The sequence below is a fragment of the Pseudomonas fluorescens genome (assembly GCF_900215245.1).
Taxonomy (GTDB): Bacteria; Pseudomonadota; Gammaproteobacteria; order Pseudomonadales; family Pseudomonadaceae; genus Aquipseudomonas; species Aquipseudomonas fluorescens.
Window position 1 is genome coordinate 987,695 of record NZ_LT907842.1, and the last position, 25,202, is coordinate 1,012,896.

The following is a 25,202-nucleotide window of genomic DNA, read 5'->3' on the forward strand; positions in this document are numbered from 1 at the left end:
TCAGTGCTCCACGACAGGTGAGGTTTCAACAGTGGCTGCGTGATAGAGGCGCAGCGCCTCGCGCACTTGGGCCGCTTCTTCCAGGCCCAGCACCTGGCGGGCGATGATCTGGCAGTCGGCCAGGTCCAGCTCGCGCACGGTGGCCTTGATGGTCGGGATCAGCGGTACGCTCACCGACAATTCATCCACGCCAAGTCCCAGCAACACCGGCACCGCCAGCGCTTCCGACGCCAACGCGCCGCACACGCCAACCCACTTGCCATGCGCATGGGCGGCCTTGACCGTGGTGGCGATCAAGCGCAGCACCGACGGATGAAAACTGTCGGCCTGACTGGCCAGCCGGGGGTGGTCGCGGTCCATCGCCAGTGTGTATTGGGTCAGGTCATTGGTGCCGATAGAGAAGAAATCCACATGCGGCGCGAAAACGTCCGCCATCAACGCGGCAGCAGGCACTTCGATCATGATCCCCAGCTTCGGTAGCTCGCTGAGCCCCATTGCCAGCGCTTCTTCTTGAAGAATTTTGCGTGCCAGGTGCAGCTCCGACAGCAGGCTGACCATCGGCAGCATGATATGCAGCCGCGCCAACCCGGCACTCGCAAGGATCGCGCGGAACTGCTCGCGCAATAACGCGGGGCGTTCCAGGCACAGGCGAATACCGCGCAAACCGAGGAAGGGGTTGGTTTCGCTCTCCATTGGCACGTAGGCCAATGGTTTGTCGCCACCGACATCCAGCGTGCGCACCACCAGATTGCGCTCGGTGCCCAGGGCGCGGGCGATGGCGCTATATGTACCGGCTTGCTCTTCGGGGCTCGGTGCGCGATTGCGGTCCAGGTAGAGAAACTCCGAGCGCAGCAGGCCGACGCCCTCACCGCCCAGGCTCAGCGCTTGCTCCACCTCCTGCAACGACGCGACGTTAGCCGTGACCTCAACGTGATGACCATCGCGTGTGGTGGCCGGCAAGGCCGCCTGTGCCACTTCGCGTTGACGGCGCAGCACCTGCTGATGGCGCGCCGCCTGCAGTTGTTCAATTTCAGCCAGGTCCGGGTCCAGGTGCAGCTCGCCCTTGTCGGCGTCGAGCAGTACCTGTTTGCCGTTGGCCAGCGTCAGCACCTGCACTGGCACACCGCAAATAGCCGGAAGACCCAGTGCCCGGGCGAGGATTGCAACATGGCTGGTCGCGCCGCCGCCGACCGTGACAAACCCCAGGACCTTGCGCGTGTCCAGGCTGGCGGTCTGTGACGGGGTCAGTTGCTCGGCGATCAGGATGGCTTGCTCAGGCAAGTCCCAGGCACGCTCCTCGACACCAAGGATCAGTTTAAGCACGCGCTGGCCGACATCCGCCAAGTCTGCCGCACGCTCGGCGAGCAGCGCGTTGCCCAGACCGTGGAATAACGTGGCGGTGTTTACCGTGGCGCGGTTCCATGCAAAGGCAGCGCTTTTGCCATTGGCCAGCAGGGCATGGGCTTGCTCCAGCAGGGTTGGATCCTCAAGCAGCTCCTGATGGGCGCGGAAGATCTCCGCTTGGGCGCTGCCGGCGGCCTTGGCCTGCAAGGCTTGCAGCGCCTCGCTTGCCGCCAGCAGGCCACGCGCCAACACGGCTTGTTCGGTCGCCTCGCCTGCGCCCTCTTCAGCAATCTGCAGCTCAGGCTCGGCCACTTGCACCACCTGGCCAAACGCCGACCCGGGGGACGCACATACGCCCCGCAGCAAGGTCGCCGACGACACTGGCTCAACAGCCTCGACCTCCTCGGCCGGTGCCGCGATCGCCTCGCCACACCCTTGCGCCAGCAGCGCGACCAATGCGGCAATCGCGGCCTCGGCATCGTCACCCGCCGCACTCACCTGCAAGGTATCGCCCTGTACGGTTTGCAGCGCCATGATCGCCACCAGCGACTTGGCGTTAGCGCTCTGGGTTTGCTTGTGCAGGTAAATGCTGGAACTGAAGCCTTTCGCCGCCTGGGCAAAGACCGCCGCAGGGCGGGCGTGCAAGCCGTTGGTATTGGGCAAGGTCAGCGGCTTGGAAAACCGAGCATCGCCCTCCTCCTCAATGACTTCTTGAGCGCGCTCCCCCGGCGATAACCGCAACAGCGGCTGGCCGGCGTCCACCCCAACGCCGTCCTCGGCCAGCAGCGTAAACGGTTCGCCACTGACCACCAGCATCAAGGTCAGCAAACTGCGCGCATTGAGCGCCACGTAGTCGGCATCGAACTCAATCAGCGGCTGCCCGGCCTCCACCCGCTGGCCCTCCTGCACCAGTCGGCGAAAGCCCTGACCCGCCAGATTCACGGTGTCCAGGCCGATATGCATCAGCACCTGGACGCCGTTGTCGTCGGTAACGCTGACCGCATGCCCACTGTCCTGGATATTGCTGATTACCCCAGCCAACGGTGCGCACAGGGTTTGCGAGGTGGGATCGATGCACAGGCCGTCACCGATCACGCGACTGGAGAACACCGGGTCGGGCACCTGATCCAGCGCCAGCAGCACCCCGGACAGGGGCGCCAGCAGTTCCAGGGGTTGAGTTGTGGTCATGACTTCACCTGCTGTTTGGTTCTGTAAAAATCATAGGGTGGATGTGAGTCCTGGGATGACGAAGATCAAATGTGGGAGCGGGCTTGCTCGCGAATGCGGTGTATCAGGCGACACATGTATTGGATGACCCACCGCTTTCGCGAGCAAGCCCGCTCCCACATTTAGTCCGCGTACATTTACAGATTTACTTCCACCAGTATTCGACCTGCACACCCACATTCGACCCATGCCGCGCCGTACCGTACGCGCCGGTGTCGGACAACGCCGAACCTGCCGCCAGTTCATTCGCCGCGCGCTTGGCCGCTTCGTTCCAGGTTGCATAGGTGTAGTACAAACGCACCTCTGGTCGCGCCCAGAAATCCGGGCCGTTGGGCGACCAGGTCGGGGCGAAGGTAAATTTGCTCAACTTGCGCGTACCACCGGCGGCCTCAACCTGATCGTGCCCAAGTTCGGTGACCAGTTTGAACTGCTCGCTGATGGCGTACGCCGGGCGCACGCCGATGGACATCCAGGTCTGGTCCTGGCTGCCAGGGCGAATGTCTTTCTGGTACACCGCCTCGATCTGCCCGCCGAAACGCGGGGTCACCTGCCAGTCAAAAAACTCCACGGCGCGGTAGCTTTTGCTGCTCTTGTCCAGTGCGGTGTCGCCGGTATAACCCAAGCCCGTGCCGGGCCCTTCGCCATACTGCAAGGCGAATTTGTTCTTACCGCCAAGGAAAGGTTTTTGCACGTGCTGCGCGGTGATTGCCCAACCGCTGCTGGCCTCACGCCCGCCGGCTTTTTCGATGTAGCTCAAGCCGAACTCCAGCTCACCGCCGGGGTTGGTCTTGAAGCCGGCGACGTTGAAGTCGTGACGGGTCGCGTATTCCTTCTGGTACAGGTTGTCCTTGCGCGAGAGGGCGTAGCTGTACTTGAGGTCACCGATCAACACGTCCTCGATACCGCCGCCGGTGGCGCTCTGGTTCCAGTAGTAGAAGTCGGAGATATGGATGTCGTTACGTTTGTAGTAACGCCGGCCGGCCCACAACGAACCGCCATTGAGGCTGGGCAGGTTGGACCACTGCGCATACATCTGCGGCATGCGCGCCGAGCCATTGTCTTCACCCTGGAATTTCAGGGCGCGATCGTACTTGTTGTACAGGGACGCCATGGCATCGACGCTGAGCACCGAGCCGTCATCGAGGGTCAGCAGGTCCTGGCGCAATTCAAATTCAGCGTACTGCTCGCATTCGTTACCCAGGCGGTATTTGGATTGCGCGCCCGGCAGTTGGAAACACTGTTGCTTGCCACTGCCCGTCGACGTGCCCGCGCCGCTGCGCAAATAACCGGCAAATTCGAGCGCCTGAGCGGCAAAAGGGGCGGTGAGACACGACGCAATAAGGCCCAGCTTTATTGTTGTTTTCATGAAGCACTCCGATATTTTTATTATGTTTTGGTGAAGCGCCCCTGCACTCCCATACAGGGGTTCAAGCGGGTCTCAGTCCTTGAGGTGCAGCACAAACGATTCATAAGGTCGCAACACCACCGTGCTCGAACACAACGCGCAGTCGGGGTAATTGCTGATCAGCAGGCGTTGCTCGTTCGCCGCGCTGATAACGCCTTCCGGCAGTTGGATTTCGCAGGGCTTGGCGTAGAAGTTGTTGAGGACCAGCAAGCGCTCGCCATCGCCTTCGCGCAGGTACGCCCAGACCTGGAGATGGTCTTGCAGCAGTTGGCGATAAACGCCCTTCTGGATCAGCGGCTCGTGGCGACGCAACGCAATCAGCGCGCGGTAGTGATGCAACACCGAATCAGGGTCATCCAACTGGCGCTCGACGTTGATCTGCGCCGCGTTGGCCGGAATCCCGATCCACGGTTCACCACGACTGAAACCGGCATTGGCCTGGGTGCTCCACTGCATCGGCGTGCGGCCGTTGTCGCGCGACTTCTGCATGATCGCCGCCATGCTCGACGCTTCGGACTCACCGGCATCGCGCTTGAGCCGGAAGATGTTCAGCGTCTCGACATCACGGTACTGATCAATCGTGTCGAACCCCGGGTTGGTCATGCCCAGTTCTTCGCCCTGGTACACATACGGCGTGCCCTGGAGAAAGTGCAGCGCAGTGGCGAGCATCTTGGCCGAGACCACGCGGAACTCACCGTCGTCACCAAACCGCGAGACCACCCGCGGCTGGTCGTGGTTACACCAGAACAGCGCGTTCCAGCCGCCACCGGCCTGCATGCCCAACTGCCAGTCGGAAAAAATCTGCTTGAGTTGCAGGAAATCGAAGTCGGCCCTTACCCACTTTTGCAGGTTCGGGTAATCCACTTTCAGGTGATGAAAGTTGAAGGTCATCGACAGCTCTTTCGACGCAGGATTCGAATAGCGGATGCAGTGTTCCAGGCTGGTGGACGACATCTCGCCGACGTTGATCAGGTCATGGCCTTCGAAGACTTCGCGGTGCATCTCCTGCAGGTATTCGTGCACGTGCGGGCCATCGGTGTAGAAGCGCCGGCCGTCGGTGTTGTCTTCGGGGAAATCGGCGGGCTTGGAGATCAGGTTGATCACATCCAGGCGAAAACCGCCCACGCCTTTGTCACGCCAGAAGCGCATCAGCTTGAACACTTCGGCACGCACTTTGGGGTTGTCCCAATTCAGGTCAGCCTGGGTGTGGTCGAACAGGTGCAGGAAGTACTGGCCGGTTTGCGCCTCGTATTCCCAGGCCGAACCGCCGAACTTGGACTCCCAGTTATTCGGCTGGTCGCGCCAGATATAGAAGTCGCGGTACGGGTTGTCGAGGCTGCTGCGCGCCTGCTGGAACCACTCATGCTCGATGGAGGTGTGGTTGACCACAATGTCGAGCATCAGCTTGATGCCGCGCTTGGCCGCTTCGCTGATCAACAGGTCGCAGTCGGCCATGGTCCCGTAGCTGGGGTCGATGGCGTAGTAGTCGCTGATGTCGTAGCCGTTGTCGCGTTGCGGCGAGCGCAGGAACGGCGTGATCCACAGGCAATCCACGCCCAACCACTTGAGGTAATCGAGTTTGTCCACGATGCCCAGCAGGTCACCGGTGGGATTACCCGCGTGGCTGTGAAAGCTTTTCGGGTAGATCTGGTAGATCACCGAGTGTTGCCAGTCTTGCATGGTGGACTCCTTCAATTAAGTTGTGTGTTGGCTTTGAGGGCCTCATCGCGGGCCAGCCCGGCTCCCACTTTGATGTGTGAACACATTCAAATGTGGCAGCTGGCTTGCCTGCGATAGCGATCGATCAAGCGACGCGATACCCCGGCCGCACAATCTTCATGCTCAACGCACAGGTCAGAACAAATGGCACCACCATCGCGATGACCATGCCGATGACAAAAACCGGGATGTACTGCGGAAGAATCGAGATAAACGCCGGCAAACCACCGACGCCGATGGCCGAGGCGGTCACCTTGTTCAACGACAGGAAAATGCTGCCCAGCGCCGAGCCCAGCAGCGCGGCATAGAACGGAAACTTGAAGCGCAGGTTCACCCCGAACATTGCCGGCTCTGTGATACCGAAGTAAGCGGAAATCGCCGAGGTGGAAGCCATGCTTTTGTCCCGCGCGTTGCGGGTCATGTAGAACACGCCGAGCGCAGCGCTGCCCTGGGCCAGGTTGGACATCACGATCATCGGCCAGATAAAGGTGCCGCCCTGGGTCGAGATAAGCTGCAGGTCCACGGCAAGGAACATGTGGTGCATGCCGGTGATCACCAGCGGCGCATACAACAGGCCGAAAATCGCTCCGCCGACCATCGGCGCCAGGTCAAACAGGGTGACTACACCCTCGGTGATCAGGATGCCGAGGTGGCGGGTGACCGGGCCGATGACTGCCAGGGCCAACACGCCGGTGACGACGATGGTGGTGATGGGCACAACGAGCAGTTGAATCGCATTCGGCACCCGTGCGCGCAGCCATTTTTCAATCACGCTCATCACGTAGGCCGCCATCAGGATTGGCAGGATCTGCCCCTGGTAGCCGACCTTTTCGATCTTGAACCAGCCGAAAATATCGAAGTAAGGCAGGCTCTGGCCGTCGAGCCCGGCGACTGCCTTGCCGTAGTTCCACGCGTTGAGCAGATCCGGGTGCACCAGCATCAGGCCGAGCACGATGCCGAGGATTTCACTGCCGCCAAACCGCTTGGCCGCCGACCAACCGACCAGCGCCGGCAGGAACACGAACGAGGTGTTGGCCATCAGGTTGATCAGGCTCCACAAGCCATCCAGGTTTGGATAGGCCTCCAGCAGCGTCTTGCCCTCGATGAACATGCCTTTGGCGCCCATCAGGTTGTTCACGCCCATCAGCAGGCCGGCAATGATCAGTGCGGGCAGGATCGGCATGAACACGTCAGAAAATACGCGCACCAGACGCTGCATCGCGTTGGTCTTGTCGGCGCCCTTCTTCTTCACGTCGGCAATGGTGGCGGCGGCGAGGCCGGTCTGTTCGCGCAGGGCGGCGTAGACCTTTTCGACTTCACCCGGGCCGATCACCACTTGGAACAAACCACCGGTGAAGAACGAGCCTTTGACCAGATCGACCTGGTTCAACGCACTGCTCTTGACCAGGCTCGAGTCCTTGAGCGCGAGGCGCAGGCGCGTCACACAGTGGGCAGCTTGCTCAAGGTTGTCGCTGCCTCCGAGGTTCTCGAGAATCTCGCGGGCGATATTCGAATAATCGTGGCTCATGCTTGGTATCCACTTTGATTTTTTTATTTGGGGGCAGTCATTGGCAGCACGCCGAGGGCAAAAATACTCGTCTGTACGAGTTAAAGCAATAACTCGTCTGTACGAGTTAGGAAATGTTTATTTTTCTGAGTTTGAAGTCAGACATTTCTCTTATTCCACGTGGGTCCAATGGACAAAGCCCACCTCTGCCACTAAGGTTCCTGCCTCGAACACCGTTCACCCTTCATCACGTCGGGCACAGAGCCATCGCCATGAGCAAATACAACCAGATCTATACCGATCTGCTTGCCAACATCACCACTGAACGCCTGCAACGCGGCACGCGCCTGCCCTCCGAAACCGAACTGATGGACGCCTACCAAGCCAGCCGTGGCACCGTGCGCCGCGCTATCGAGCAGTTGCAGGAACGCGGGTTTGCGCAAAAAATCCACGGCAAGGGCACCTTTGTGTTGTCGCCCAACCCCATCGAGTTCCAACTGGGCGGCATCGTCAGCTTCCACGAAACCCACGCCGACCTGGGCGATGACGTACGCACCGAAGTCGTCGACTTCAGCCAGTTCCCGCTGGAAGGCTCACTGCTGCAACACATCGAAGCCGAACCCGGCACGTTGATCACGCGGATCAAACGGGTACGGCGTATCGGCGGCAAACGGGTGATCCTCGACATCAACCATTTCGTCGCCGACCTGATCCCAGGCCTGGACCGTGACATCGCTGAGCAGTCGATCTACGCGTTTATCGAGCAGACGCTGGAGCTGCAAATCAGCTACGCGCAGCGCACCATCGAAGCCCTGCCCCGCAGCAAAGACGACCAGGCGCATCTGGACCTGGATGGGCAAAGCCATGTGATCGTGGTGAGTAACCAGACGTTTTTGCAGGATGGAAGGCAGTTCGAGTACACCGAGTCACGGCATACGTTGGATAAGTTTTACTTTTCGGATATCGCCCGACGTTGAAGCAAGAAAGGGTGAGTGCCGTGAATATTCCAAACAAATGGCGTGAACAGTTCCCGCAAGCACTGATTGAGCAACAAGCCATTGGTGAATCACGGGCTGACGTGTTTCGCCTGCGCCAGAGCGGTAGTGCGGACCTGTTCCTGAAGGCCGAGCCCGTGGAAGAACAGGGTGAACTTGCGGACGAAATCAAACGCCTTCGCTGGTTACAACAGGTTAATTTGCCTGCACCCGTTGTGCTGGATGCGCTGACAGACAACCACCACCACTGGCTATTGATGACCGCCGTACCGGGGCGGGATCTGGCCAGCGCCACCACGCTGTCCGCCGCCCAGACCATCGACATCCTGGCCACCGCCCTGCTTAGATTGCACCAAGTCCCCATCGCGCAATGCCCCTTCGATCACGCCCTCAAGTCGCGCATCGCACGCGCACAGCAGCACGTCAGTGCCGGGCTGGTCGATGAGACCGACTTCGACGACGAACGACTCGGGCGCAGCGCCGAGGATGTACTCGCCGAACTCATGTCCACCCAGCCAAACACCTATGATCCAGTGGTGGCCCACGGTGACGCCTGCCTGCCGAACTTCATGGCGCAAGACGGCCGCTTCAGCGGTTTCATCGACTGCGGGCGCCTGGGCGTCAGCGACCGTTATCAAGACCTGGCGCTGGCGGCACGTAGCATCGAGCGTAACCTTGGGCTGGAATGGGTAAAGCCATTTTTTGAGCGTTATGGGGTTGAGCCTGATGAGCAGCGCGTGAGGTTCTACTGCTTGTTGGATGAGTTTTTCTGAAAACTCACCCCACGGCATCTCATACTTATCGGAGTCAAAACATGAAGAATAACGCCATGTGCACGAGAAGCTTGCTGCTGAGTTTTTGCGCTGTGTTACTGGTTGGCTGCACAGGCAGAGGCTTTCAACCGCCGCCGCCGGAATTTACCAATTGGAAGAAGGCCGGGATGTCTGAAAAGGACGTCAAGAGCGCGATGACCGCCTGCGGCTATATCAACCTCACAGGGACGGGGGACACGACGCCGATTGACCAGGTACTCACGCAGTTTTATTGCATGAAAGACGCAGGTTTCAAGCGCACCGATAACATTGACCTGTGCAAGGAAGGCCGCATCGGCGAATCACCGGTGTGCGAAGGCCGCCGGTAATCCACGATCTACGCGAGCTGTACAGCATCGCTGGGATGTCGGCGCTAGCAGCGCTGGGCAGTGGCGCGTTGTTGACCGCCAACATCAGCGAGCCAGGGGGCCCCAAAAAGCCAAAAGCCCGCAATTAAGCGGGCTTCAGGTTATTTTTTGCTAGTGGGTCCCGGGTAATGCCGGGCGTACCATTATTCCCACTCAATCGTCGCCGGCGGCTTGCTCGACACGTCGTACGTCACGCGCGAAATGCCTTCGATCTCATTGATGATACGGCCGCTGACAGTTTCCAGCAGTTCGTACGGCAGGTGTGCCCAACGTGCGGTCATGAAGTCGATGGTTTCTACGGCACGCAGGGCCACAACCCAAGCGTAACGACGGCCATCGCCTACAACCCCAACCGATTTCACCGGCTGGAACACCACGAACGCTTGGCTGACTTTGTGGTACCAGTCGGCTTTGCGCAGTTCTTCGATGAAGATGTGGTCGGCGCGACGCAGCAGGTCGGCGTATTCCTTCTTCACTTCACCCAGGATGCGCACACCCAGGCCCGGGCCTGGGAATGGGTGACGGTAGACCATGTCGTACGGCAGGCCGAGTTCCAGGCCCAGACGGCGGACTTCGTCCTTGAACAGTTCGCGCAGCGGCTCTACCAGCTTGAGGTTCATTTCCTCAGGCAGGCCACCCACGTTGTGGTGGGACTTGATCACGTGGGCCTTGCCGCTTTTGGCGCCAGCCGACTCGATCACGTCGGGGTAGATGGTGCCCTGGGCGAGGTACTTGATGTTGTCCAGTTTGTTGGACTGGGCATCGAAGACGTCGATGAAGGTGCGGCCGATGATCTTGCGCTTCTTCTCTGGGTCGGACTCGCCGGCCAGGTTATTCAGGAACTGCTCTTCAGCGTTGGCGCGGATCACTTTGACGCCCATGTTCTCAGCGAACATGGCCATCACTTGCTCGCCTTCGTGCAGGCGCAGCAGGCCGTTGTCGACGAACACGCACGTCAGCTGGTCGCCGATGGCTTTGTGCAGCAGCGCGGCAACCACGGAGGAGTCAACGCCGCCGGACAGGCCGAGCAGCACGTTGTCGGTGCCGACCTGGGCACGCACGTTGGCGATCGCGTCTTCAGCGATTTTCGACGGGGTCCACAGGGCTTCACACTCGCAGATGTCGAGGATGAAGCGCGACAGGATGCGACCGCCTTGCTTGGTGTGGGTCACTTCCGGGTGGAACTGCACGCCGTAGTAGCCGCGCTCGTCGTTGAACATGCCGGCGATCGGGCAGCTCGGGGTGCTGGCCAGGATGTGGAAGTCTTCCGGCATCTTGGTGACCTTGTCACCGTGGCTCATCCATACGTCGAGGCCGAACAGGCCGTCGGCGTCGATGTGGTCTTCGATGCCGTCCAGCAGGCGGCTTTTGCCGACCACGTCGACACGGGCATAACCGAATTCACGCAGCTCGGAACCTTCAACCTTGCCGCCCAGTTGCTCGGCCATGGTCTGCATGCCGTAGCAGATACCGAAGACGGGCACGCCCAGGTCAAATACGGCTTGCGGGCAGCGCGGGCTGTTGGCTTCGTGCACGGACTCGGGGCCACCGGCGAGGATGACGCCTTTAGGTGCGAATTCGCGGATCGCTTCGTCGTCCATGTCGAACGGGTGCAGTTCGCAGTACACACCGATTTCACGCACGCGGCGGGCGATCAGCTGGGTGTACTGGGAACCGAAGTCGAGGATCAGGATGCGGTGGGCGTGAATGTCGAGGGCCATAGGGTCAGTCTCGTCTATGCAATTCGGTGAAGAAAATCAGAAACAACTCGGGGCTGAATAAAACAGCCCCGGTTACTTAACATTTTGCTGAAAGCATCAACCTACGCGGTAGTTTGGCGCTTCCTTGGTGATCTGCACGTCGTGGACATGGGATTCAGCCATGCCGGCGCCGGTAATCCGCACGAACTCTGGCTTGGTGCGCATTTCTTCGATGTTGGCGCTGCCGGTGTAGCCCATCGAGGAACGCAGGCCGCCCATCAGTTGATGGATGATCGCGCTGAGGGTGCCCTTGTAAGGCACACGGCCTTCGATGCCTTCCGGAACGAGCTTCTCGGCGCCTGCCGAGGAGTCCTGGAAGTAGCGGTCGGAAGAGCCTTGCGCCTGGGACATGGCGCCCAGCGAACCCATGCCGCGGTAAGCCTTGTACGAACGGCCCTGGAACAGTTCGATCTCGCCCGGCGCTTCTTCAGTACCGGCGAACATCGAGCCCATCATCACGCAGGAAGCACCGGCAACGATGGCCTTGGACAGGTCACCGGAGAAACGGATGCCGCCGTCCGCGATCAACGGAACGCCAGTGCCTTCAAGGGCAGCAGCGACGTTGGCGATAGCGCTGATTTGCGGCACGCCCACACCGGCGACGATACGCGTGGTGCAGATCGAACCAGGGCCGATACCGACCTTGACCGCATCGGCGCCGGCTTCGGCCAGGGCCTTGGCGGCTGCGCCGGTGGCGATGTTGCCGCCGATCACCTGCACGTCAGGGAAATTCTGTTTGACCCAGCGAACGCGGTCGATCACGCCTTTGGAGTGACCGTGGGCAGTGTCGACCACCACCACGTCAACACCGGCAGCGACCAGGGCCGCAACGCGGTCACCGGTGTCTTTACCGGTGCCGACTGCCGCGCCAACACGCAGACGACCTTGGTCATCCTTGCTGGCCAGCGGGTAGGCCTTGGCTTTTTCGATGTCGTTGACGGTCATCATGCCTTTGAGGGCAAATTTGTCATCGACGATCAGCACGCGTTCGATGCGGTGCTTGTGCAGCAGCTCGCGCACATCGTTCTTGTCGGCGCCTTCCTTGACCGTGACGAGACGCTCTTTAGGCGTCATCACTTCGCGGACGGTGACTTCAAGGCGGTTCTCGAAACGCACGTCACGGGAAGTGACGATGCCGACCAGGTCGCCATCGTGCAGCACCGGAACGCCGGAGATGTTGTGCAGGCGGGTCAGGTCGAACAGGTCACGGACGGTGGCGTCGGCTTCGATGGTGATCGGATCTTTCACCACACCGGCTTCGTAACGCTTGACCTTGCGCACTTCGGCAGCTTGCTGCTCGATGGTCATGTTCTTGTGGATGATGCCGATGCCGCCTTCCTGAGCCATGGCAATTGCCAAACGGGCTTCGGTGACGGTGTCCATGGCAGCAGAAACCAGGGGAATATTCAGCTCGATGCCACGGGTTAGGCGGGTCTTGAGACTGACTTCGTTAGGAAGTACCTCGGAATAACCGGGCACTAGGAGAATGTCGTCGAATGTCAGAGCTTCTTGGCTGATACGCAGCATCGCGGGGGCTCCCGAGCGGGAAAATGGAAGCGCGCCATTATATACATGCACCCCGTCAGGCTCAATGTAAAACTCTGACAAACTTGGTAATACTGATAGATGGATTAAAGCTCGACTTTGACCCAACTCATCTTCTGGTCCAACCAATCGGCAAATTCGTCGATAAAGCTCTGCTTGAACCCCGCCTCCGCCCAGTTGTTGAAAATGAATCCCAGGTTGGAAAACCCGCATTCCTGCAGGAACAGAAACCCGTTGATGTCATCTTCATGCCCACACAGCGGGCAGGTGAAATTGTCGGTGTGACCGGGCATCCAGTCTTCCAGGCTTTCGAACAGCGCCTCGCCGACTTCCTTGAGGCATTCCGGGCAGCCGGCCTCTTCGAGAAAGCCTTTGGCCGGGGTATAGATGCAGCGCTTGTAGATGATCTCGAGGCCGTTGATCGGCTCGTTGAACGGCAGCGCTTCGGGGTGCAGCACCACGGCGCGGGCGCCATCGGCCAGGGCGTAAGCCATGCGGTTACCGGTGCGGCCACAGGTGGTCAGTTCTTCCTTGATGATGTTCTTGCGCACCAACCAGCGCACAATCGCCCGCGCGCGGGGTTCGTGGACGGGCAAGGTGGAGATTTTCGGGACAAGGATACTTTGCGAGTTCATGAGAGTCCTGCGGTGTGGCTACTGGCCTCATCGCGGGCAAGCCCGCTCCCACATTTGACTGCGTTCACAAATCAAAAATGTGGGCGCCGGGCTTGCCCGCGATGAGGCCCTGAAGGCTGGCAGCTTAATCCCTGCCCCACACAGGTCAAGTGCTCAAGTACCGCCCGATCAACGCAATGCCACTGGCCAACACCAGCCACGTCACCAGCCTTACAAAGGCTTCACGGGACATGCGCATCGTCAGCCGGCGCCCGCACCACAGCCCCAGCGCCATCGCCGGCAACAGGCACAGCGCCAATATCAACAGCGGCACGTCAGCATACACCCCGGCAATCAGAAACAGGCTCAGGCGCACCACCGTGCTGCAACTGATCAGCGCACTTTGCGTGGCGCGCGCCGCGTCCTTGGGTAAACGGCTGTTCAGGTAGATCGCATATAAAAAGCCGCCACTGCCAAACAACGCACCAAACAGCCCGCCGACGGTGCCCATGGGAATCGACCAACCTTTGGAAAGTTGTGTGGGCCGCGCCTTCACCGACAAGCTGTAGATCGCATAGACGCTGATAAACATGCCCATCAGCAGCAGCAACAGATCCGAATGCAGGTTGAGCAAAAAGATCACGCCTAGCGTGCAACCGATTGCCATGCACGGCAGCAACCGCAGCAGCTCGGGCTTGTTTACATCTCGCCGCGATTGCAGCAGGTTGCCAAAGGCGGCGACAAAATCCAGCAGCACCAGCAGCGGAATGATCTTCGACAGTGGCATAAACACGATCAGAATCGGCCCCGCCACCAGCGCCGTGCCAAACCCGGCGATACCAAACACGACGTAGGCCACCACCACGCCGAGGCCGATCACCAGCCAATCAACACCGCCAAACGACCACTCACTCATCAGCTCAACCGGGCTCATGGGCACGTCCTTGTAAAGAGAAGGCCACCACTTTAGCCATCGTCGAGTGTTGCGACTAATATCTTCAAAGCCCTCCACCCATCTCGAAAAGGCATGACGTGTGATCTCCACTCGCCAACTGCGCTACTTCGTCGAAATCGCCGACAGCGGCAGCTTCAGCGCTGCGGCCGAGCGCCTGTTCGTGGCGCAATCAGCCCTGAGCCGACAGATCAAGGAGCTGGAAGCCCAGCTGCAAACCCCCTTGTTCGAACGCACCGCGCGCCACCCTCGGCTGACGGCGGCCGGTGAAGCCTTTTACCCTCGGGCGCGCAACCTGCTGAGCGAGTTGCTCAAAGCCAGTGAAATGGCGACGCAGGTGGGTAAGGGTCAACTTGGCACGTTACGCCTGAGCCATTCGAGTACCGTGCCGATGAGCGGGCCGTTGCTGCAAGGCATCAGCACCTGGCTGGCGCGCTGCCCCGGCGTGTCGATGGATATCGTCAAACTGTCCTCTGAAGCACAGCTGGAGGACATTGCCGACGGTCGCCTGGACGTCGGGCTATTGCGCTTGCCGGTGTTGCGCCAGCGCGAAGGTGTGCGTGTGACGCCTTTATATAGCGAACAGCTGTTGCTCGCGGTGCCGCCGGATCACCCGTTGGCGCACCGCGACACGCCGGTGGAATTGGTGCAGCTCAGGGACGAAGCGTTTATCTCTGTCCCTCACCCCCAACGCGGCGGCCTGAGTTATCTGTCAGCCGAATTGTGTATGCGTGCCGGCTTTTTCCCCAAGGCTGCGCGGGTGATGTCGCGCAAGACCACCCAGCTGCAATTGATCCAGGCCGGCTTCGGCATTGCCTTGTTACCAAAATCCATGCAGGCCATCGCCCCCGCCAACGTGCACTTTTTGCCCCTGGCCGACCCGGACTGCCTCAGTACCGTGGCGCTGGCCTGCGCGCAAACGCCGAGCGCGCTGGTCGAGCAATTCTGCCAAACCTTGCACGAATGCCTATAAACTGCCGCCCATGATTAAAGATCCTTTTGCCCGTCTGGGCCTGGACCGCGAAGTCCTGACTGTCAGCCAGCTCAACGGCCGCGCGCGGGTGTTGCTGGAAGACGTGTTCACCAATATCTGGGTCGAAGGCGAGATCTCCAACCTCGCCCGCCCGGCCTCCGGCCACGTGTATTTCACCCTCAAGGACAGCGGCGCCCAGGTGCGTTGCGCGTTGTTTCGCAACAATGCCGCCAGGGTGCGCCAGGCATTGAAGGACGGCCTGGCGGTCAAGGTGCGCGGCAAGGTCTCGCTGTTCGAGGGCCGTGGCGACTACCAGTTGATCCTCGACACCGTGGAGCCTGCCGGCGATGGTGCGCTGCGCCTGGCCTTTGATGCGCTGAAGGAAAAACTCAGTGCCGAAGGCCTGTTCAGCGCCGAACGCAAGGTGCCGTTGCCGGCGCACCCGCAGCGCATCGGCATTATCAGTTCGCCGACCGGCGCGGTAATCCGCGACATCATCAGCGTGTTTGGCCGCAGGGCGCCGAACGTTGAACTGACACTGATCCCTACGGCGGTACAAGGCCGCGAAGCCGTGTCGCAGATTGTGCGCGCCCTCAAGCTGGCCGATGCGCGAGGCTTCGATGCGCTGATCCTGGCCCGTGGCGGTGGTTCGCTGGAAGACCTGTGGTGCTTCAACGAAGAAGCCGTGGCGCGTGCCGTGGATGCCTGCGTGACGCCGATCGTCAGTGCCGTCGGCCATGAGACCGATGTGTCGATCTGCGACTTCGTCGCCGACGTGCGCGCGCCGACCCCTTCCGCTGCCGCCGAATTGCTCGCACCCGACGCCAGCCACCTGGTGCGCCAGGTCGAAAACCTGCACCGCCGGCTGGTGATGCTGATGCGCAATCGCCTGAGCCACGACCGCCTGCGCCTTGAGGGCATGGCTCGGCGCCTGCGCCACCCGGGCGAACGCCTGCGCCAACAGGCCCAGCGCCTCGACGACCTGGACATGCGCATGCGTCGCGCCTTCGAGCGCAGCCTCAATACCCGTCGCGAACGCTTGATCCGCCTGGAAACCCGCCTCGCCGGCCAACACCCCGGCCGCCAGTTGGCCCTGCTGCGCCAACGCCTGGACAGCCTCGCCGAACGCCTGCCCCGCGCCATGCGCGAAGGCCTCAAGGCGCGCCGTCTGCAACTGCAAAGCCAGGTGCAGACGCTGCAAGTGGTCAGCCCGCTGGCGACTCTCGGCCGGGGTTACAGCATCCTGCTCGACGAGCGTGGCCAGGCGATCCGCAACGCCGCGCAAACCCATACCGGCCAGCGCCTGACCGCACGCCTCGGTGAAGGCCAACTGCAGGTGCGGGTGGAAGATAACCACCTGACGCCCGTCACCCTTTCATTACTGGATTGATTGATGCCACGTTTATTGAGCTTGTTGATGCTGTTGTGCCTCACCTTCACCGCCCATGCCGACAGCTACATCACCCGGCTGCTGAACAAGCCGGTGCCCGGTGGCGTCGCGGTGGTTGACCTGGGCGCCTCGCTTGCGGCCCCGAAAGCCACCTATCAGGGCAAACCGGTATTGGTGGTGAAGGAACAGGACACGTGGCTGGCGATTGTCGGCATTCCATTGACCGTCAAACCGGGCAACGAACGCATCAGCAGTGGCGGCCAAACCTTGCCGTTTGTCGTCGGCTACAAGAAGTACCCCGAACAACGCATCACCCTGAAGAACAAACGCCAAGTCAACCCGAACCCTGCGGACGTCAAACGCATCGAAAGCGAGATCCCTTTACAGCTGGGCGCCTATCGCACGTTCAGCCCCAACACGCCGAGCAACCTGCTGCTGGACAAACCCGTCAATGGCCCCCTCTCCAGCAAGTTCGGCGTACGCCGTTTCTTCAATGGAGAAGAGCGCAATCCCCACGCCGGGCTTGACTTCGCAGTGCCCACCGGCACGCCGATCAAGTCACCGGCTGCGGGCAAAGTCATTCTCACCGGCAACTACTTCTTTAATGGCAATACCGTCTTCGTTGATCACGGCCAGGGCTTTATCAGCATGTTCTGCCATTTATCGAAGATCGATGTGAAGACCGGCCAAGCGCTGGCACGGGGTGACGTGGTCGGCAAGGTTGGCTCAACCGGCCGAGCGACCGGGCCTCACCTGCACTGGAACATCAGCCTAAACGAAGCACGGGTCGACCCGGCGATCTTTATCGGCGCGTTCCAGCCCTGATGTAAATAGTGCGCATACCGGCCTCATCGCGGGCAACCCCGGCTCCCACCGAGAATCGCGTTTACCTGTGGGAGCCGGGCTTGCCCGCGATGGCGCCAGGCCTGCCAGCACAATTGCGCACCCGATAGAAGCCACGCAATTAAAAGCAACACTCACCTCTAGAATCGCCATAAAATCTCGCCCTATCGCCAGATTAGAGAACTTCTCTCAATTTTTCTCGACTGCTTGCCATCTTTCACCCCGGCGGTTAGGGTTGAGCTTATGAAAACCTCTCACACCCTCATTCAGCTCCGCCAGCACCGCAGCCTGTGCCTCGTCAGCGCACGACTGCCAGGCTGAATCGTTCTGCCTCGTCCCCAGCTTCGCCCCCAATAACAGATTTACGGCAGGCCGCCTTTTCTCGGCCCTTACCACAAAGGATTTTCCGATGAGCATGCTCAAAGACCCGTCTTCGAAGTACCGTGCGTTCCCGACCATCGATATCCCCGACCGCACCTGGCCGTCGAAAACCATCACCGAAGCGCCGATCTGGTGCAGTTCCGACCTGCGTGATGGCAACCAGTCGCTGATCGAGCCGATGGACGCGGTGAAAAAGCTGCGCTTCTGGAAGACGCTGGTCGCCGTTGGCGTGAAGGAAATCGAGGCCTCGTTCCCGGCCGCTTCGCAAACCGACTTCGACTTCGTGCGCACCCTGATCGAAGACAACCACATCCCCGAGGACACCACTATCCAGGTGCTGACCCAGGGCCGTGAAGACTTGATCGCACGCACCTTCGAATCGCTGCGTGGCGCGAAGAAAGCCATCGTGCACTTGTACAACGCGACCTCGCCGTCGTTCCGCCGCATCGTGTTCAACCAGGACAAGGACGGCATCAAGGCCATCGCGGTCAACGCGGCCAAGCTGTTCGTCAAATATGCCGCACAGCAGCCGGAAACCCAGTGGACCTTCGAATACTCCCCGGAAACCTTCAGCGCCACCGAGCTGGAGTTCGCCAAGGAAGTGTGTGACGCGGTGATCGAGGTATGGAACCCGACGCCAGAGCACAAGATGATCCTCAACCTGCCAGCCACGGTTGAATGCGCCACGCCGAACATCTATGCCGACCAGATCGAGTGGTTCGGCCGCCATATCAACCGCCGTGACAGCGTGATCATCAGCCTGCACACCCACAACGACCGTGGCACCGGCGTGGCCGCCACCGAGCTGGGCCTGATGGCCGGCGCCGACCGTGTCGAAGGCTGCCTGTTTGGCAACGGCGAGCGTACCGGCAACGTCGACCTGGTCACCGTGGCCTTGAACATGTACACCCAGGGCCTCGACCCGCAACTGGACTTCTCCGACATCGACGGCGTGCGCAAAGTCGTCGAGGAGTGCAACCAGATCCAGGTACACCCGCGCCACCCGTACGTGGGCGATCTGGTACACACCGCGTTCTCCGGCTCCCACCAGGACGCGATCCGCAAGGGTTTCACCCAACAGAAAGCCGACGCACTGTGGGAAGTACCGTACTTGCCGATCGACCCGGCCGATATCGGTCGCAGCTACGAAGCAGTGATTCGTGTGAACAGCCAGTCCGGCAAAGGCGGCATCGCCTACCTGCTGGAGCAGGAATACGACATCAGCTTGCCGCGCCGCATGCAGATCGAATTCAGCCAAGTGGTACAGGCTGAGACCGATCGCGTCGGCCTGGAAATGACCGCACCACAGATTTACGCCTTGTTGCAGCGTGAATACCTGCAAGCCAACACGCCGTATGCGCTGGTCAGCCATCGCCTGCAGGAAGAGAACGGCAACAGCACGGTGGAAGTGGAAGTCTCGGGCAAAGGCCAGGGCGAAACCAACCTGCGCTGGCACGGCAAGGGCTACGGCACCCTCGAAGCGCTGGTTGCCGCGCTGCCGATCAAGGTCGAGATCATGGACTACAACGAGCACGCCATCGGCGCCGGCACCAATGCCAAAGCCGCGGCCTACATCGAACTGCGTGTGAATGGCGAGCGCCCGGTGCACGGCGTGGGGATTGATGAAAACATCACTACAGCCAGCTTTAAAGCGGTGTTCAGCGCCCTGAACCGTTCGTTGAGCCAGTTGGAAGCGAAAGCGGCGTAAGCCTTACCGCTGAACTGCAAAGGCCCCTGAGTGAGAACTCAGGGGCCTTTTTGTTGAACCTTGAAAATGCGCTGGCTGTGAGGGCCTCATCGCGGGCAAGCCCGGCTCCCACATTTGACTGTGTTCACAAATCAAAATGTGGGAGCGGGCTTGCTCGCGAAAGCGGTCTGTCAGACAAACTCAAAAATATCAGCGTCGAGATTCGCCGGAAACTTGGTGCGATACGCCGCCAACTCCGCAGCATTCAGGCACACCTGAAACACCCCGTCCGCCTCCCCTGCGCTCAGCAGCGTCTCACCCTGGAAATCCAGGACCTGACTGTCCCCGGTGTAGGCAAAACCTTTGCCATCGGTACCCACCCGATTCACGGCCGCTACGTAGCACAGGTTCTCGATGGCTCGCGCCGGTAACAGCCGATTCCAATGCTGGCGCCGCGCGCCCGGCCAGTTGGCGGTATACAGCAGCAAATCCGTGTCCTGCGCATCTCGACTCCACACCGGGAAACGCAGGTCGTAGCAAATCAGCGGACGAATACGCCAGCCCTTCAACTCAAACAGCACCTGACGTTCGCCCGGCGTGTAATGGTCGTGTTCGCCCGCCATGCGGAACAGGTGGCGCTTGTCGTAATGCAGCACCTCGCCATCCGGCCGCGCCCATAACAGGCGGTTGCGGTGGCTGCCGTCGGCGGCCTGGATGATCACGCTACCCGTGATCACCGCCTTATATTTCGCCGCCTGCGCCTGGAGCCAGTGCTGGGTCGGGCCGTTTTCCCGTTCTGCAAGGGTCTGCGACTCCATTGAGAAACCGGTGGTAAACATCTCCGGCAACACAATCAGATCGGCGCCCTTGGCCTGTTCCAGTAGCAACTCAAAATGTTCAAGGTTGGCCTGACGGTCATGCCATACCAGACTGGTCTGGACCAAGGCGATATTCAGGTCGGGTAATGCACTCAGATCACGCATAGTTTTTCCGCCGCGTGCTGCAGCGTCTCCTCGCGTTTGGCGAAACACAGGCGCACCAGGCGCTGGCCTTCGGGTGGGTGCTGATAAAACACCGACACCGGAATCGTCGCCACGCCGTGCTCGCGGGTCATCCACAGTGACATGGCAACGTCATCCAGGTCCGGGCGAATCTGTGCGTAATCCACCAGTTGGAAGTAGGTGCCGGTAACCCGGGTAAAGCTGAAACGCGACGGCGCCAGCAAGTCGCAGAACAGATCACGCTTGGCCTGGTAAAAAGCCGGCAGCTCTTCGACGTGTTCCGGGTGTTCGGCCATGAAGTCAGCCAAAGCGTACTGCAAAGGCGTCACGCCGCAGAAGTTGACATATTGATGCACCTTGCGCAGTTCAGCGGTAAGCGCTGGAGGCGCAACCACATAACCGGTTTTCCAGCCGGTGACGTGGTAAGTCTTGCCGAAGGAACTGACCACAAACGCCCGCTGATAAAGCTCTGGGTGGGCCAGCACGCTGACATGGTGCAGGCCGTCGAACACCAGATGTTCATAGACTTCATCGCTGACCAGGTAGATATCACGGTCGCGGATCAGTTCAGCCAATTGATCCAGTTCGGCGCGGCTGATCAGCGCACCGGTGGGGTTGTGCGGGGAATTAAGGATGATCATGCGCGTACGCGGCGAGAGCGCAGCCTTGAGCTTCTCAAAGTCCAGGGCGAAGCCTTGCAGGCTCAGTTGCACGTGCACGCAGCGACCACCGGCCAACTCAACCGAGGGCTCATAGCTGTCATAGCTGGGGTCGAACACAATGACCTCATCGCCGCTGCGAATCACCGCCTGAATTGCGCAGAAAATTGCTGCCGTGGCGCCTGGCGTGATGGTCACTTCACTGTCGGGGTTGACCGCGGCGCCATAGCTGCGGGCGATCTTGGCCGCCACTTGCTGACGCAGGGCCGGCAAGCCGGTCATCGGTGAATATTGGTTATGCCCACTGGCAACGTGTTTGCCCACCGCATCAAGCAACGCCTTCGGGCCATTGAAATCAGGAAAGCCCTGGGACAGGTTGAGCGCGCCGGTTTCGGCAGCGAGTTGCGACATGGTGGTGAAAATGGTCGTGCCGACATTCGGCAGCTTGCTGGTGATCATCGGAGGCCCCTGCAGGTGAGCCCCAAGTTTTAAGCTGCCGGCCGCGTGGGGTCAAGGCACAAACCGCCAGGCACAAAAAAGGGCTCCATAGGAGCCCTCTCTTGCAGCGTGCAGCCTACAACGTGAAGCGGCGGTTATTTCTTGTCGCGGCGCTTCTTGTCAGCCTTTTTGTGGTGAGTCATCAAACGACGCTTCTTGTTCACCTGACGGTCAGTCAAGGTGTTCTTGTTGCCTTCGTATGGGTTCTCGCCACCCTTGAACTCGATACGGATCGGCGTACCGACCAGTTTCAAGACACGGCGGTAGGTGTTTTCCAGGTAACGCACATAGGACTTTGGCACCTTCTCGATCTGGTTACCGTGAATCACGATAATCGGCGGGTTGGCACCACCCAAGTGGGCGTAACGCAGTTTGATGCGGCGGTTGTTGACCATCGGCGGTGCGTGCTCGCCGACGGCGTCTTCCAGGATCTGGGTCAGACGGTTGGTCGGCCAGCGGGTAACCGCGGACTTGAACGAGTTCTGTACGGAAGCGTAGAGGTTGCCCACGCCGGTGCCGTGCAGTGCCGAGATAAAGTGGATATCGGCGAACTCAACGAAGAACAGGCGACGCTGCAGCTCGATCTTGACGAAATCGCGCTCGCTCGGCGTCATGCCGTCCCACTTGTTGATTGCGATCACCAGGGCGCGACCGGCTTCCAGGGCAAAGCCCAGCAAGTTGAGGTCGTGGTCCACCACGCCTTCGCGGGCGTCCATCACGAAGATCACCACGTTGGCGTCTTTGATCGCCTGCAAGGTTTTGACCACCGAGAACTTTTCAACTTCCTCGTGGATCTTGCCGCGCTTGCGCACACCGGCGGTGTCGATCAGCGTGTACTTCTCGTCGTTACGCTCGAACGGGATGTAGATACTGTCACGGGTGGTGCCGGGTTGGTCATACACGATGACCCGGTCTTCACCGAGCATGCGGTTAACCAGCGTCGACTTGCCGACGTTCGGGCGACCAATGATGGCGATCTTGATACCGTCTTTTTCGCTCGGGCCAGGAATGCGCTTGGCTTCCTCACCTTCGGCGACGATCTCTGCTTCGCCCTCTTCTTCTTCGTCGTCATCCTTGGGGAAGTCGCGCAAGGCGATTTCCAGCATCTGGGTGATGCCGCGACCGTGCGCACCGGCGACCGGAATCGCGTCGCCCAGGCCCATCGGGCTGAACTCGGCACGGGCAGCCTCAGGATCGATGTTATCGATCTTGTTGGCGACCAAATAGGACCGCTTGTTACGCTTGCGCAGGTGCTCGCCAATCATCTGGTCGGCAGCGGTGTAGCCCGCACGGGCGTCCACCAGGAACAACACGACATCGGCTTCTTCAATGGCCAGCAGCGACTGCTCGGCCATCTTTTCGTCCATGCCATGCTCGTCACCGGAGATACCACCGGTGTCGACAATAATGTAGGAGCGCCCTTGCCACTTTGCCTCACCGTATTGGCGATCACGGGTCAGACCGGACAAGTCGCCGACAATGGCGTCGCGAGTCCTGGTCAGGCGGTTGAACAAGGTGGACTTGCCGACGTTAGGTCGGCCCACCAGGGCGATTACGGGAACCATGCGGCTCTCCACTTCGTTATTTCAGAAAATACAAAAGCCGCTGCAAGGCAGCGGCTGGTGCTCGGGGCAGCATATTCAAATGCCGCATGCCCCGCCGAAGCGGGGCCGCCTGGGTTTTACCCCAAGCATGGTTCTTTACTTGATGGTCAGGGCTTCCAGCTTGCCGCTGTTGCCAAACACGTAAAGCATGTTACCCACAACCAGCGGACGGGCACGCAGGCCGTCGCTGTCGATACGTTCGCGGCCGACAAAACGACCGTCCACCTGGCTCAGCAGATGCAGGTAACCTTCGAAGTCACCTACTGCTACGTAGCTGGAGAACACTTCCGGTGCCGACAGTTGACGGCGGGCCAGGGAGTCGTTGCTCCACAATGCAGTGGTGGAACGCTCGTCGACACTTTCAACGGTGCCGGACGCCAGGCTTACGTAGACGCTGCCAAACCCTTGGGCGACACCCGCATAGCTGGAAGCATCACGCTGCCAGTTGATGCGGCCGCTTTGCAGGTCCAGCGCCGCAACGCGGCCCTGGTAGGTGGCGACGTAGATGGTTTCGCCCGACAGCAGCAAGCCGCCGTCGATGTCCACCACGCGATCCAGCTCGGAACGACCCTGAGGGATTGCCACACGGGTTTCCCAGGCCGGCACGCCGTTCTGGGTATCCAGGGCGACCACTTTACCGGTCGACAGGCCTGCAATGGCCAGGTTGTTGGTCACAATCGGACCACTGGTGCCGCGCAGGGTCAACACCGCTGGGGTGCTGTCGTACAACCAGCGCTGGTTGCCGGTGGCGGCATCCAGGCCAATCACACGGTCGTCCTGGGTTTGCACCACGACGATATCGCCGTTGGTGGCAGGCGCGGAGAGCACTTCACTGGTCACGCGAGCGCGCCATTTCTCTTCACCCGATGCGGAGTCCAGAGCAACCACGTCGCCCTTGAGCGTACCCACCAGCACCATGCCGTAGCCGACGCCCACACCACCGGAAACCGGCAGCTCGAGGTCTTTCTTCCACTTGACGTCGCCATTCATGCGATCCATGGCAATGATCACGCCGGTGGAGTCAGTGGCCACAATGTTGTCGCCGTCGATTGCCGGCTGCAACAGGTTGTACAGGTCGCCCTGACCATCACCCACGGAGCGGCTCCACTGCTTTTGCAGGACCACTTCTTCCTTGAAGCTGGTCAGCTCGGCAGGAGGCAGTTCTTTTTTACTGTTGCTGCTGCAACCCGCGGCCAGAACGGCCAGAGCCAGCAATGCTGCATGTTTCCAACGGATCACGTCACGCATCCCCTTTGGCCAAGTCGTCCAGCTTGATTTGTAAGCCACCGACCGCCGCTTCATCAGACAGCGCCGCTTTGGCTTTTTGGTACGCAGCATGGGCTTCGTCGGTACGACCCAATTGGACCAAAAGGTCGCCCTTGAGCTCTTCGCGAGTGGCCACGAATGCCTTGTCAGCATCGCCGTCGAGCAGTTTGAGTGCTTCGTCAGCCTTGTTCTGTGCCGCCAATACCTGAGCCAGGCGCTGACGTGCGATTTCACCCAGGGTCGGGTTCGTCGGCTTGTCGGCGATGGCCTTCAGCTCAGTGGCTGCGTCGTCCAGCTTGCCGGTGTCGACCGCGACTTTCGCGACGAACAGGCTGCCGTACTGGGCGTAAGTGCTACCGCCGAACTCGCTTTTCAGCTTGCCGGCCAGGTCCGCCACTTGGGCAGGATCGGGCTTGCCGTTCGGCGTCAGGGTGGTTTCCAGCAATTGCTGATAGAGGACCGAGGCGCCTTGGGACTGGTTGGCCTGATACTTGTGCCAGGCTTGCCAGCCGAACACCACCACTAAAGCCAGCAGGCCGCCAGTAACCAGAGGCTTGCCGTTACGCTGCCACCAGTCCTTGAACTCGGCCATCTGCTCATCATCAGTACTCGACACCCCAATACTCCTTAATCGCTAAATTCGGCTGTTCGA

Annotated in this window: 20 protein-coding genes; 7 read left to right on the plus strand and 13 right to left on the minus strand. The window is 60.4% G+C overall.

Annotation, left to right across the window (positions count from 1 at the left end):
- The 4 genes from ptsP to treP form a co-directional block, all read right to left on the minus strand.
- Positions 1-2,532, minus strand: a complete 2,532-nt coding sequence (gene ptsP, locus CPH89_RS04620) for a phosphoenolpyruvate--protein phosphotransferase (protein ID WP_053257854.1) — start codon at positions 2,530-2,532, stop codon at positions 1-3.
- A 184-nt stretch (positions 2,533-2,716) separates the two neighbouring features.
- Complete coding sequence (locus CPH89_RS04625) at positions 2,717-3,937, minus strand: maltoporin (RefSeq protein WP_053257855.1); 1,221 nt, start codon at positions 3,935-3,937, stop codon at positions 2,717-2,719.
- A gap of 72 nt (positions 3,938-4,009) precedes the next feature.
- Complete coding sequence (treC, locus tag CPH89_RS04630; RefSeq protein WP_053257856.1) at positions 4,010-5,656, minus strand: alpha,alpha-phosphotrehalase; 1,647 nt, start codon at positions 5,654-5,656, stop codon at positions 4,010-4,012.
- 124 nt (positions 5,657-5,780) lie between these two features.
- Positions 5,781-7,223, minus strand: a complete 1,443-nt coding sequence (treP, locus tag CPH89_RS04635) for a PTS system trehalose-specific EIIBC component (protein ID WP_053257857.1) — start codon at positions 7,221-7,223, stop codon at positions 5,781-5,783.
- A 251-nt stretch (positions 7,224-7,474) separates the two neighbouring features.
- Between treP and treR the strand changes: the two genes are divergently transcribed.
- The 3 genes from treR to CPH89_RS04650 are packed head-to-tail and all read left to right on the plus strand — an operon-like array spanning position 7,475 to position 9,338.
- Positions 7,475-8,179 carry a trehalose operon repressor gene (gene treR, locus CPH89_RS04640; RefSeq protein ID WP_053257858.1) on the plus strand — a complete coding sequence of 235 codons (705 nt, stop codon included), beginning with the start codon at positions 7,475-7,477 and terminating at the stop codon, positions 8,177-8,179.
- Positions 8,180-8,199: 20 nt separating this feature from the next.
- A complete protein-coding gene (locus CPH89_RS04645; protein ID WP_053257859.1) occupies positions 8,200-8,970 on the plus strand; it encodes an APH(3')-II family aminoglycoside O-phosphotransferase in 771 nt (256 codons plus the stop codon).
- Positions 8,971-9,026: 56 nt separating this feature from the next.
- On the plus strand, positions 9,027-9,338 hold the full coding sequence (locus CPH89_RS04650) for a hypothetical protein (RefSeq protein WP_053258041.1): 312 nt from the start codon (positions 9,027-9,029) through the stop codon (positions 9,336-9,338).
- Between the two features lie 182 nt (positions 9,339-9,520).
- Here the strand turns inward: CPH89_RS04650 and guaA are convergent, their stop codons facing one another.
- The 4 genes from guaA to CPH89_RS04670 all read right to left on the minus strand — a co-directional run bounded on the left by guaA (position 9,521) and on the right by CPH89_RS04670 (position 14,230).
- Positions 9,521-11,098 (minus strand): glutamine-hydrolyzing GMP synthase, encoded by a 1,578-nt coding sequence (gene guaA, locus CPH89_RS04655; protein ID WP_053257860.1) that lies wholly within the window; start codon positions 11,096-11,098, stop codon positions 9,521-9,523.
- A 96-nt stretch (positions 11,099-11,194) separates the two neighbouring features.
- Entirely contained in the window at positions 11,195-12,664 is a 1,470-nt protein-coding gene (gene guaB, locus CPH89_RS04660; RefSeq protein WP_053257861.1) for an IMP dehydrogenase, read from the minus strand.
- Between the two features lie 104 nt (positions 12,665-12,768).
- Complete coding sequence (locus CPH89_RS04665; RefSeq protein ID WP_015885727.1) at positions 12,769-13,317, minus strand: hypothetical protein; 549 nt, start codon at positions 13,315-13,317, stop codon at positions 12,769-12,771.
- 145 nt (positions 13,318-13,462) lie between these two features.
- Complete coding sequence (locus tag CPH89_RS04670) at positions 13,463-14,230, minus strand: sulfite exporter TauE/SafE family protein (RefSeq protein ID WP_053257862.1); 768 nt, start codon at positions 14,228-14,230, stop codon at positions 13,463-13,465.
- Positions 14,231-14,330: 100 nt separating this feature from the next.
- Between CPH89_RS04670 and CPH89_RS04675 the strand changes: the two genes are divergently transcribed.
- The 4 genes from CPH89_RS04675 to leuA all read left to right on the plus strand — a co-directional run bounded on the left by CPH89_RS04675 (position 14,331) and on the right by leuA (position 19,543).
- Entirely contained in the window at positions 14,331-15,221 is an 891-nt protein-coding gene (locus CPH89_RS04675; protein ID WP_053257863.1) for a LysR family transcriptional regulator, read from the plus strand.
- A 10-nt stretch (positions 15,222-15,231) separates the two neighbouring features.
- Positions 15,232-16,611 carry an exodeoxyribonuclease VII large subunit gene (gene xseA, locus CPH89_RS04680; protein WP_053257864.1) on the plus strand — a complete coding sequence of 460 codons (1,380 nt, stop codon included), beginning with the start codon at positions 15,232-15,234 and terminating at the stop codon, positions 16,609-16,611.
- A 3-nt stretch (positions 16,612-16,614) separates the two neighbouring features.
- Positions 16,615-17,436 carry a peptidoglycan DD-metalloendopeptidase family protein gene (locus tag CPH89_RS04685; RefSeq protein ID WP_053257865.1) on the plus strand — a complete coding sequence of 274 codons (822 nt, stop codon included), beginning with the start codon at positions 16,615-16,617 and terminating at the stop codon, positions 17,434-17,436.
- Positions 17,437-17,863: 427 nt separating this feature from the next.
- Positions 17,864-19,543, plus strand: a complete 1,680-nt coding sequence (leuA, locus tag CPH89_RS04695; protein WP_053257867.1) for a 2-isopropylmalate synthase — start codon at positions 17,864-17,866, stop codon at positions 19,541-19,543.
- Positions 19,544-19,713: 170 nt separating this feature from the next.
- Here the strand turns inward: leuA and CPH89_RS04700 are convergent, their stop codons facing one another.
- From CPH89_RS04700 to CPH89_RS04720, 5 genes are all read right to left on the minus strand, one after another.
- Positions 19,714-20,505 carry an amidohydrolase gene (locus tag CPH89_RS04700; RefSeq protein WP_053257868.1) on the minus strand — a complete coding sequence of 264 codons (792 nt, stop codon included), beginning with the start codon at positions 20,503-20,505 and terminating at the stop codon, positions 19,714-19,716.
- On the minus strand, positions 20,493-21,641 hold the full coding sequence (locus CPH89_RS04705; protein WP_053257869.1) for a pyridoxal phosphate-dependent aminotransferase: 1,149 nt from the start codon (positions 21,639-21,641) through the stop codon (positions 20,493-20,495). The genes CPH89_RS04700 and CPH89_RS04705 overlap by 13 nt, the downstream gene beginning before the upstream one ends.
- A gap of 134 nt (positions 21,642-21,775) precedes the next feature.
- Positions 21,776-23,245 carry a ribosome biogenesis GTPase Der gene (gene der, locus CPH89_RS04710; RefSeq protein WP_053257870.1) on the minus strand — a complete coding sequence of 490 codons (1,470 nt, stop codon included), beginning with the start codon at positions 23,243-23,245 and terminating at the stop codon, positions 21,776-21,778.
- 135 nt (positions 23,246-23,380) lie between these two features.
- Positions 23,381-24,532, minus strand: coding sequence for an outer membrane protein assembly factor BamB (bamB, locus tag CPH89_RS04715; protein WP_053257871.1), 1,152 nt, complete (start codon positions 24,530-24,532; stop codon positions 23,381-23,383).
- A complete protein-coding gene (locus CPH89_RS04720) occupies positions 24,525-25,142 on the minus strand; it encodes a tetratricopeptide repeat protein (RefSeq protein ID WP_171902606.1) in 618 nt (205 codons plus the stop codon). Before CPH89_RS04720 ends, bamB begins: the two co-directional genes overlap by 8 nt.
- Positions 25,143-25,202: the final 60 nt, after the last annotated feature.

What these genes read in the sequence shown, in the direction of transcription:
- ptsP (WP_053257854.1), bottom strand. Translation starts at nt 2,532, where the DNA reads ATGACCACAACTCAACCCCTGGAACTGCTGGCGCCCCTGTCCGGGGTG.
- CPH89_RS04625 (WP_053257855.1), bottom strand. Translation starts at nt 3,937, where the DNA reads ATGAAAACAACAATAAAGCTGGGCCTTATTGCGTCGTGTCTCACCGCC.
- treC (WP_053257856.1), bottom strand. Translation starts at nt 5,656, where the DNA reads ATGCAAGACTGGCAACACTCGGTGATCTACCAGATCTACCCGAAAAGC.
- treP (WP_053257857.1), bottom strand. Translation starts at nt 7,223, where the DNA reads ATGAGCCACGATTATTCGAATATCGCCCGCGAGATTCTCGAGAACCTC.
- treR (WP_053257858.1), top strand. Translation starts at nt 7,475, where the DNA reads ATGAGCAAATACAACCAGATCTATACCGATCTGCTTGCCAACATCACC.
- CPH89_RS04650 (WP_053258041.1), top strand. Translation starts at nt 9,027, where the DNA reads ATGTGCACGAGAAGCTTGCTGCTGAGTTTTTGCGCTGTGTTACTGGTT.
- guaA (WP_053257860.1), bottom strand. Translation starts at nt 11,098, where the DNA reads ATGGCCCTCGACATTCACGCCCACCGCATCCTGATCCTCGACTTCGGT.
- guaB (WP_053257861.1), bottom strand. Translation starts at nt 12,664, where the DNA reads ATGCTGCGTATCAGCCAAGAAGCTCTGACATTCGACGACATTCTCCTA.
- CPH89_RS04665 (WP_015885727.1), bottom strand. Translation starts at nt 13,317, where the DNA reads ATGAACTCGCAAAGTATCCTTGTCCCGAAAATCTCCACCTTGCCCGTC.
- CPH89_RS04670 (WP_053257862.1), bottom strand. Translation starts at nt 14,230, where the DNA reads ATGAGCCCGGTTGAGCTGATGAGTGAGTGGTCGTTTGGCGGTGTTGAT.
- xseA (WP_053257864.1), top strand. Translation starts at nt 15,232, where the DNA reads ATGATTAAAGATCCTTTTGCCCGTCTGGGCCTGGACCGCGAAGTCCTG.
- CPH89_RS04685 (WP_053257865.1), top strand. Translation starts at nt 16,615, where the DNA reads ATGCCACGTTTATTGAGCTTGTTGATGCTGTTGTGCCTCACCTTCACC.
- leuA (WP_053257867.1), top strand. Translation starts at nt 17,864, where the DNA reads ATGAGCATGCTCAAAGACCCGTCTTCGAAGTACCGTGCGTTCCCGACC.
- CPH89_RS04700 (WP_053257868.1), bottom strand. Translation starts at nt 20,505, where the DNA reads ATGCGTGATCTGAGTGCATTACCCGACCTGAATATCGCCTTGGTCCAG.
- CPH89_RS04705 (WP_053257869.1), bottom strand. Translation starts at nt 21,641, where the DNA reads ATGATCACCAGCAAGCTGCCGAATGTCGGCACGACCATTTTCACCACC.
- der (WP_053257870.1), bottom strand. Translation starts at nt 23,245, where the DNA reads ATGGTTCCCGTAATCGCCCTGGTGGGCCGACCTAACGTCGGCAAGTCC.
- bamB (WP_053257871.1), bottom strand. Translation starts at nt 24,532, where the DNA reads ATGCGTGACGTGATCCGTTGGAAACATGCAGCATTGCTGGCTCTGGCC.
- CPH89_RS04720 (WP_171902606.1), bottom strand. Translation starts at nt 25,142, where the DNA reads ATGGCCGAGTTCAAGGACTGGTGGCAGCGTAACGGCAAGCCTCTGGTT.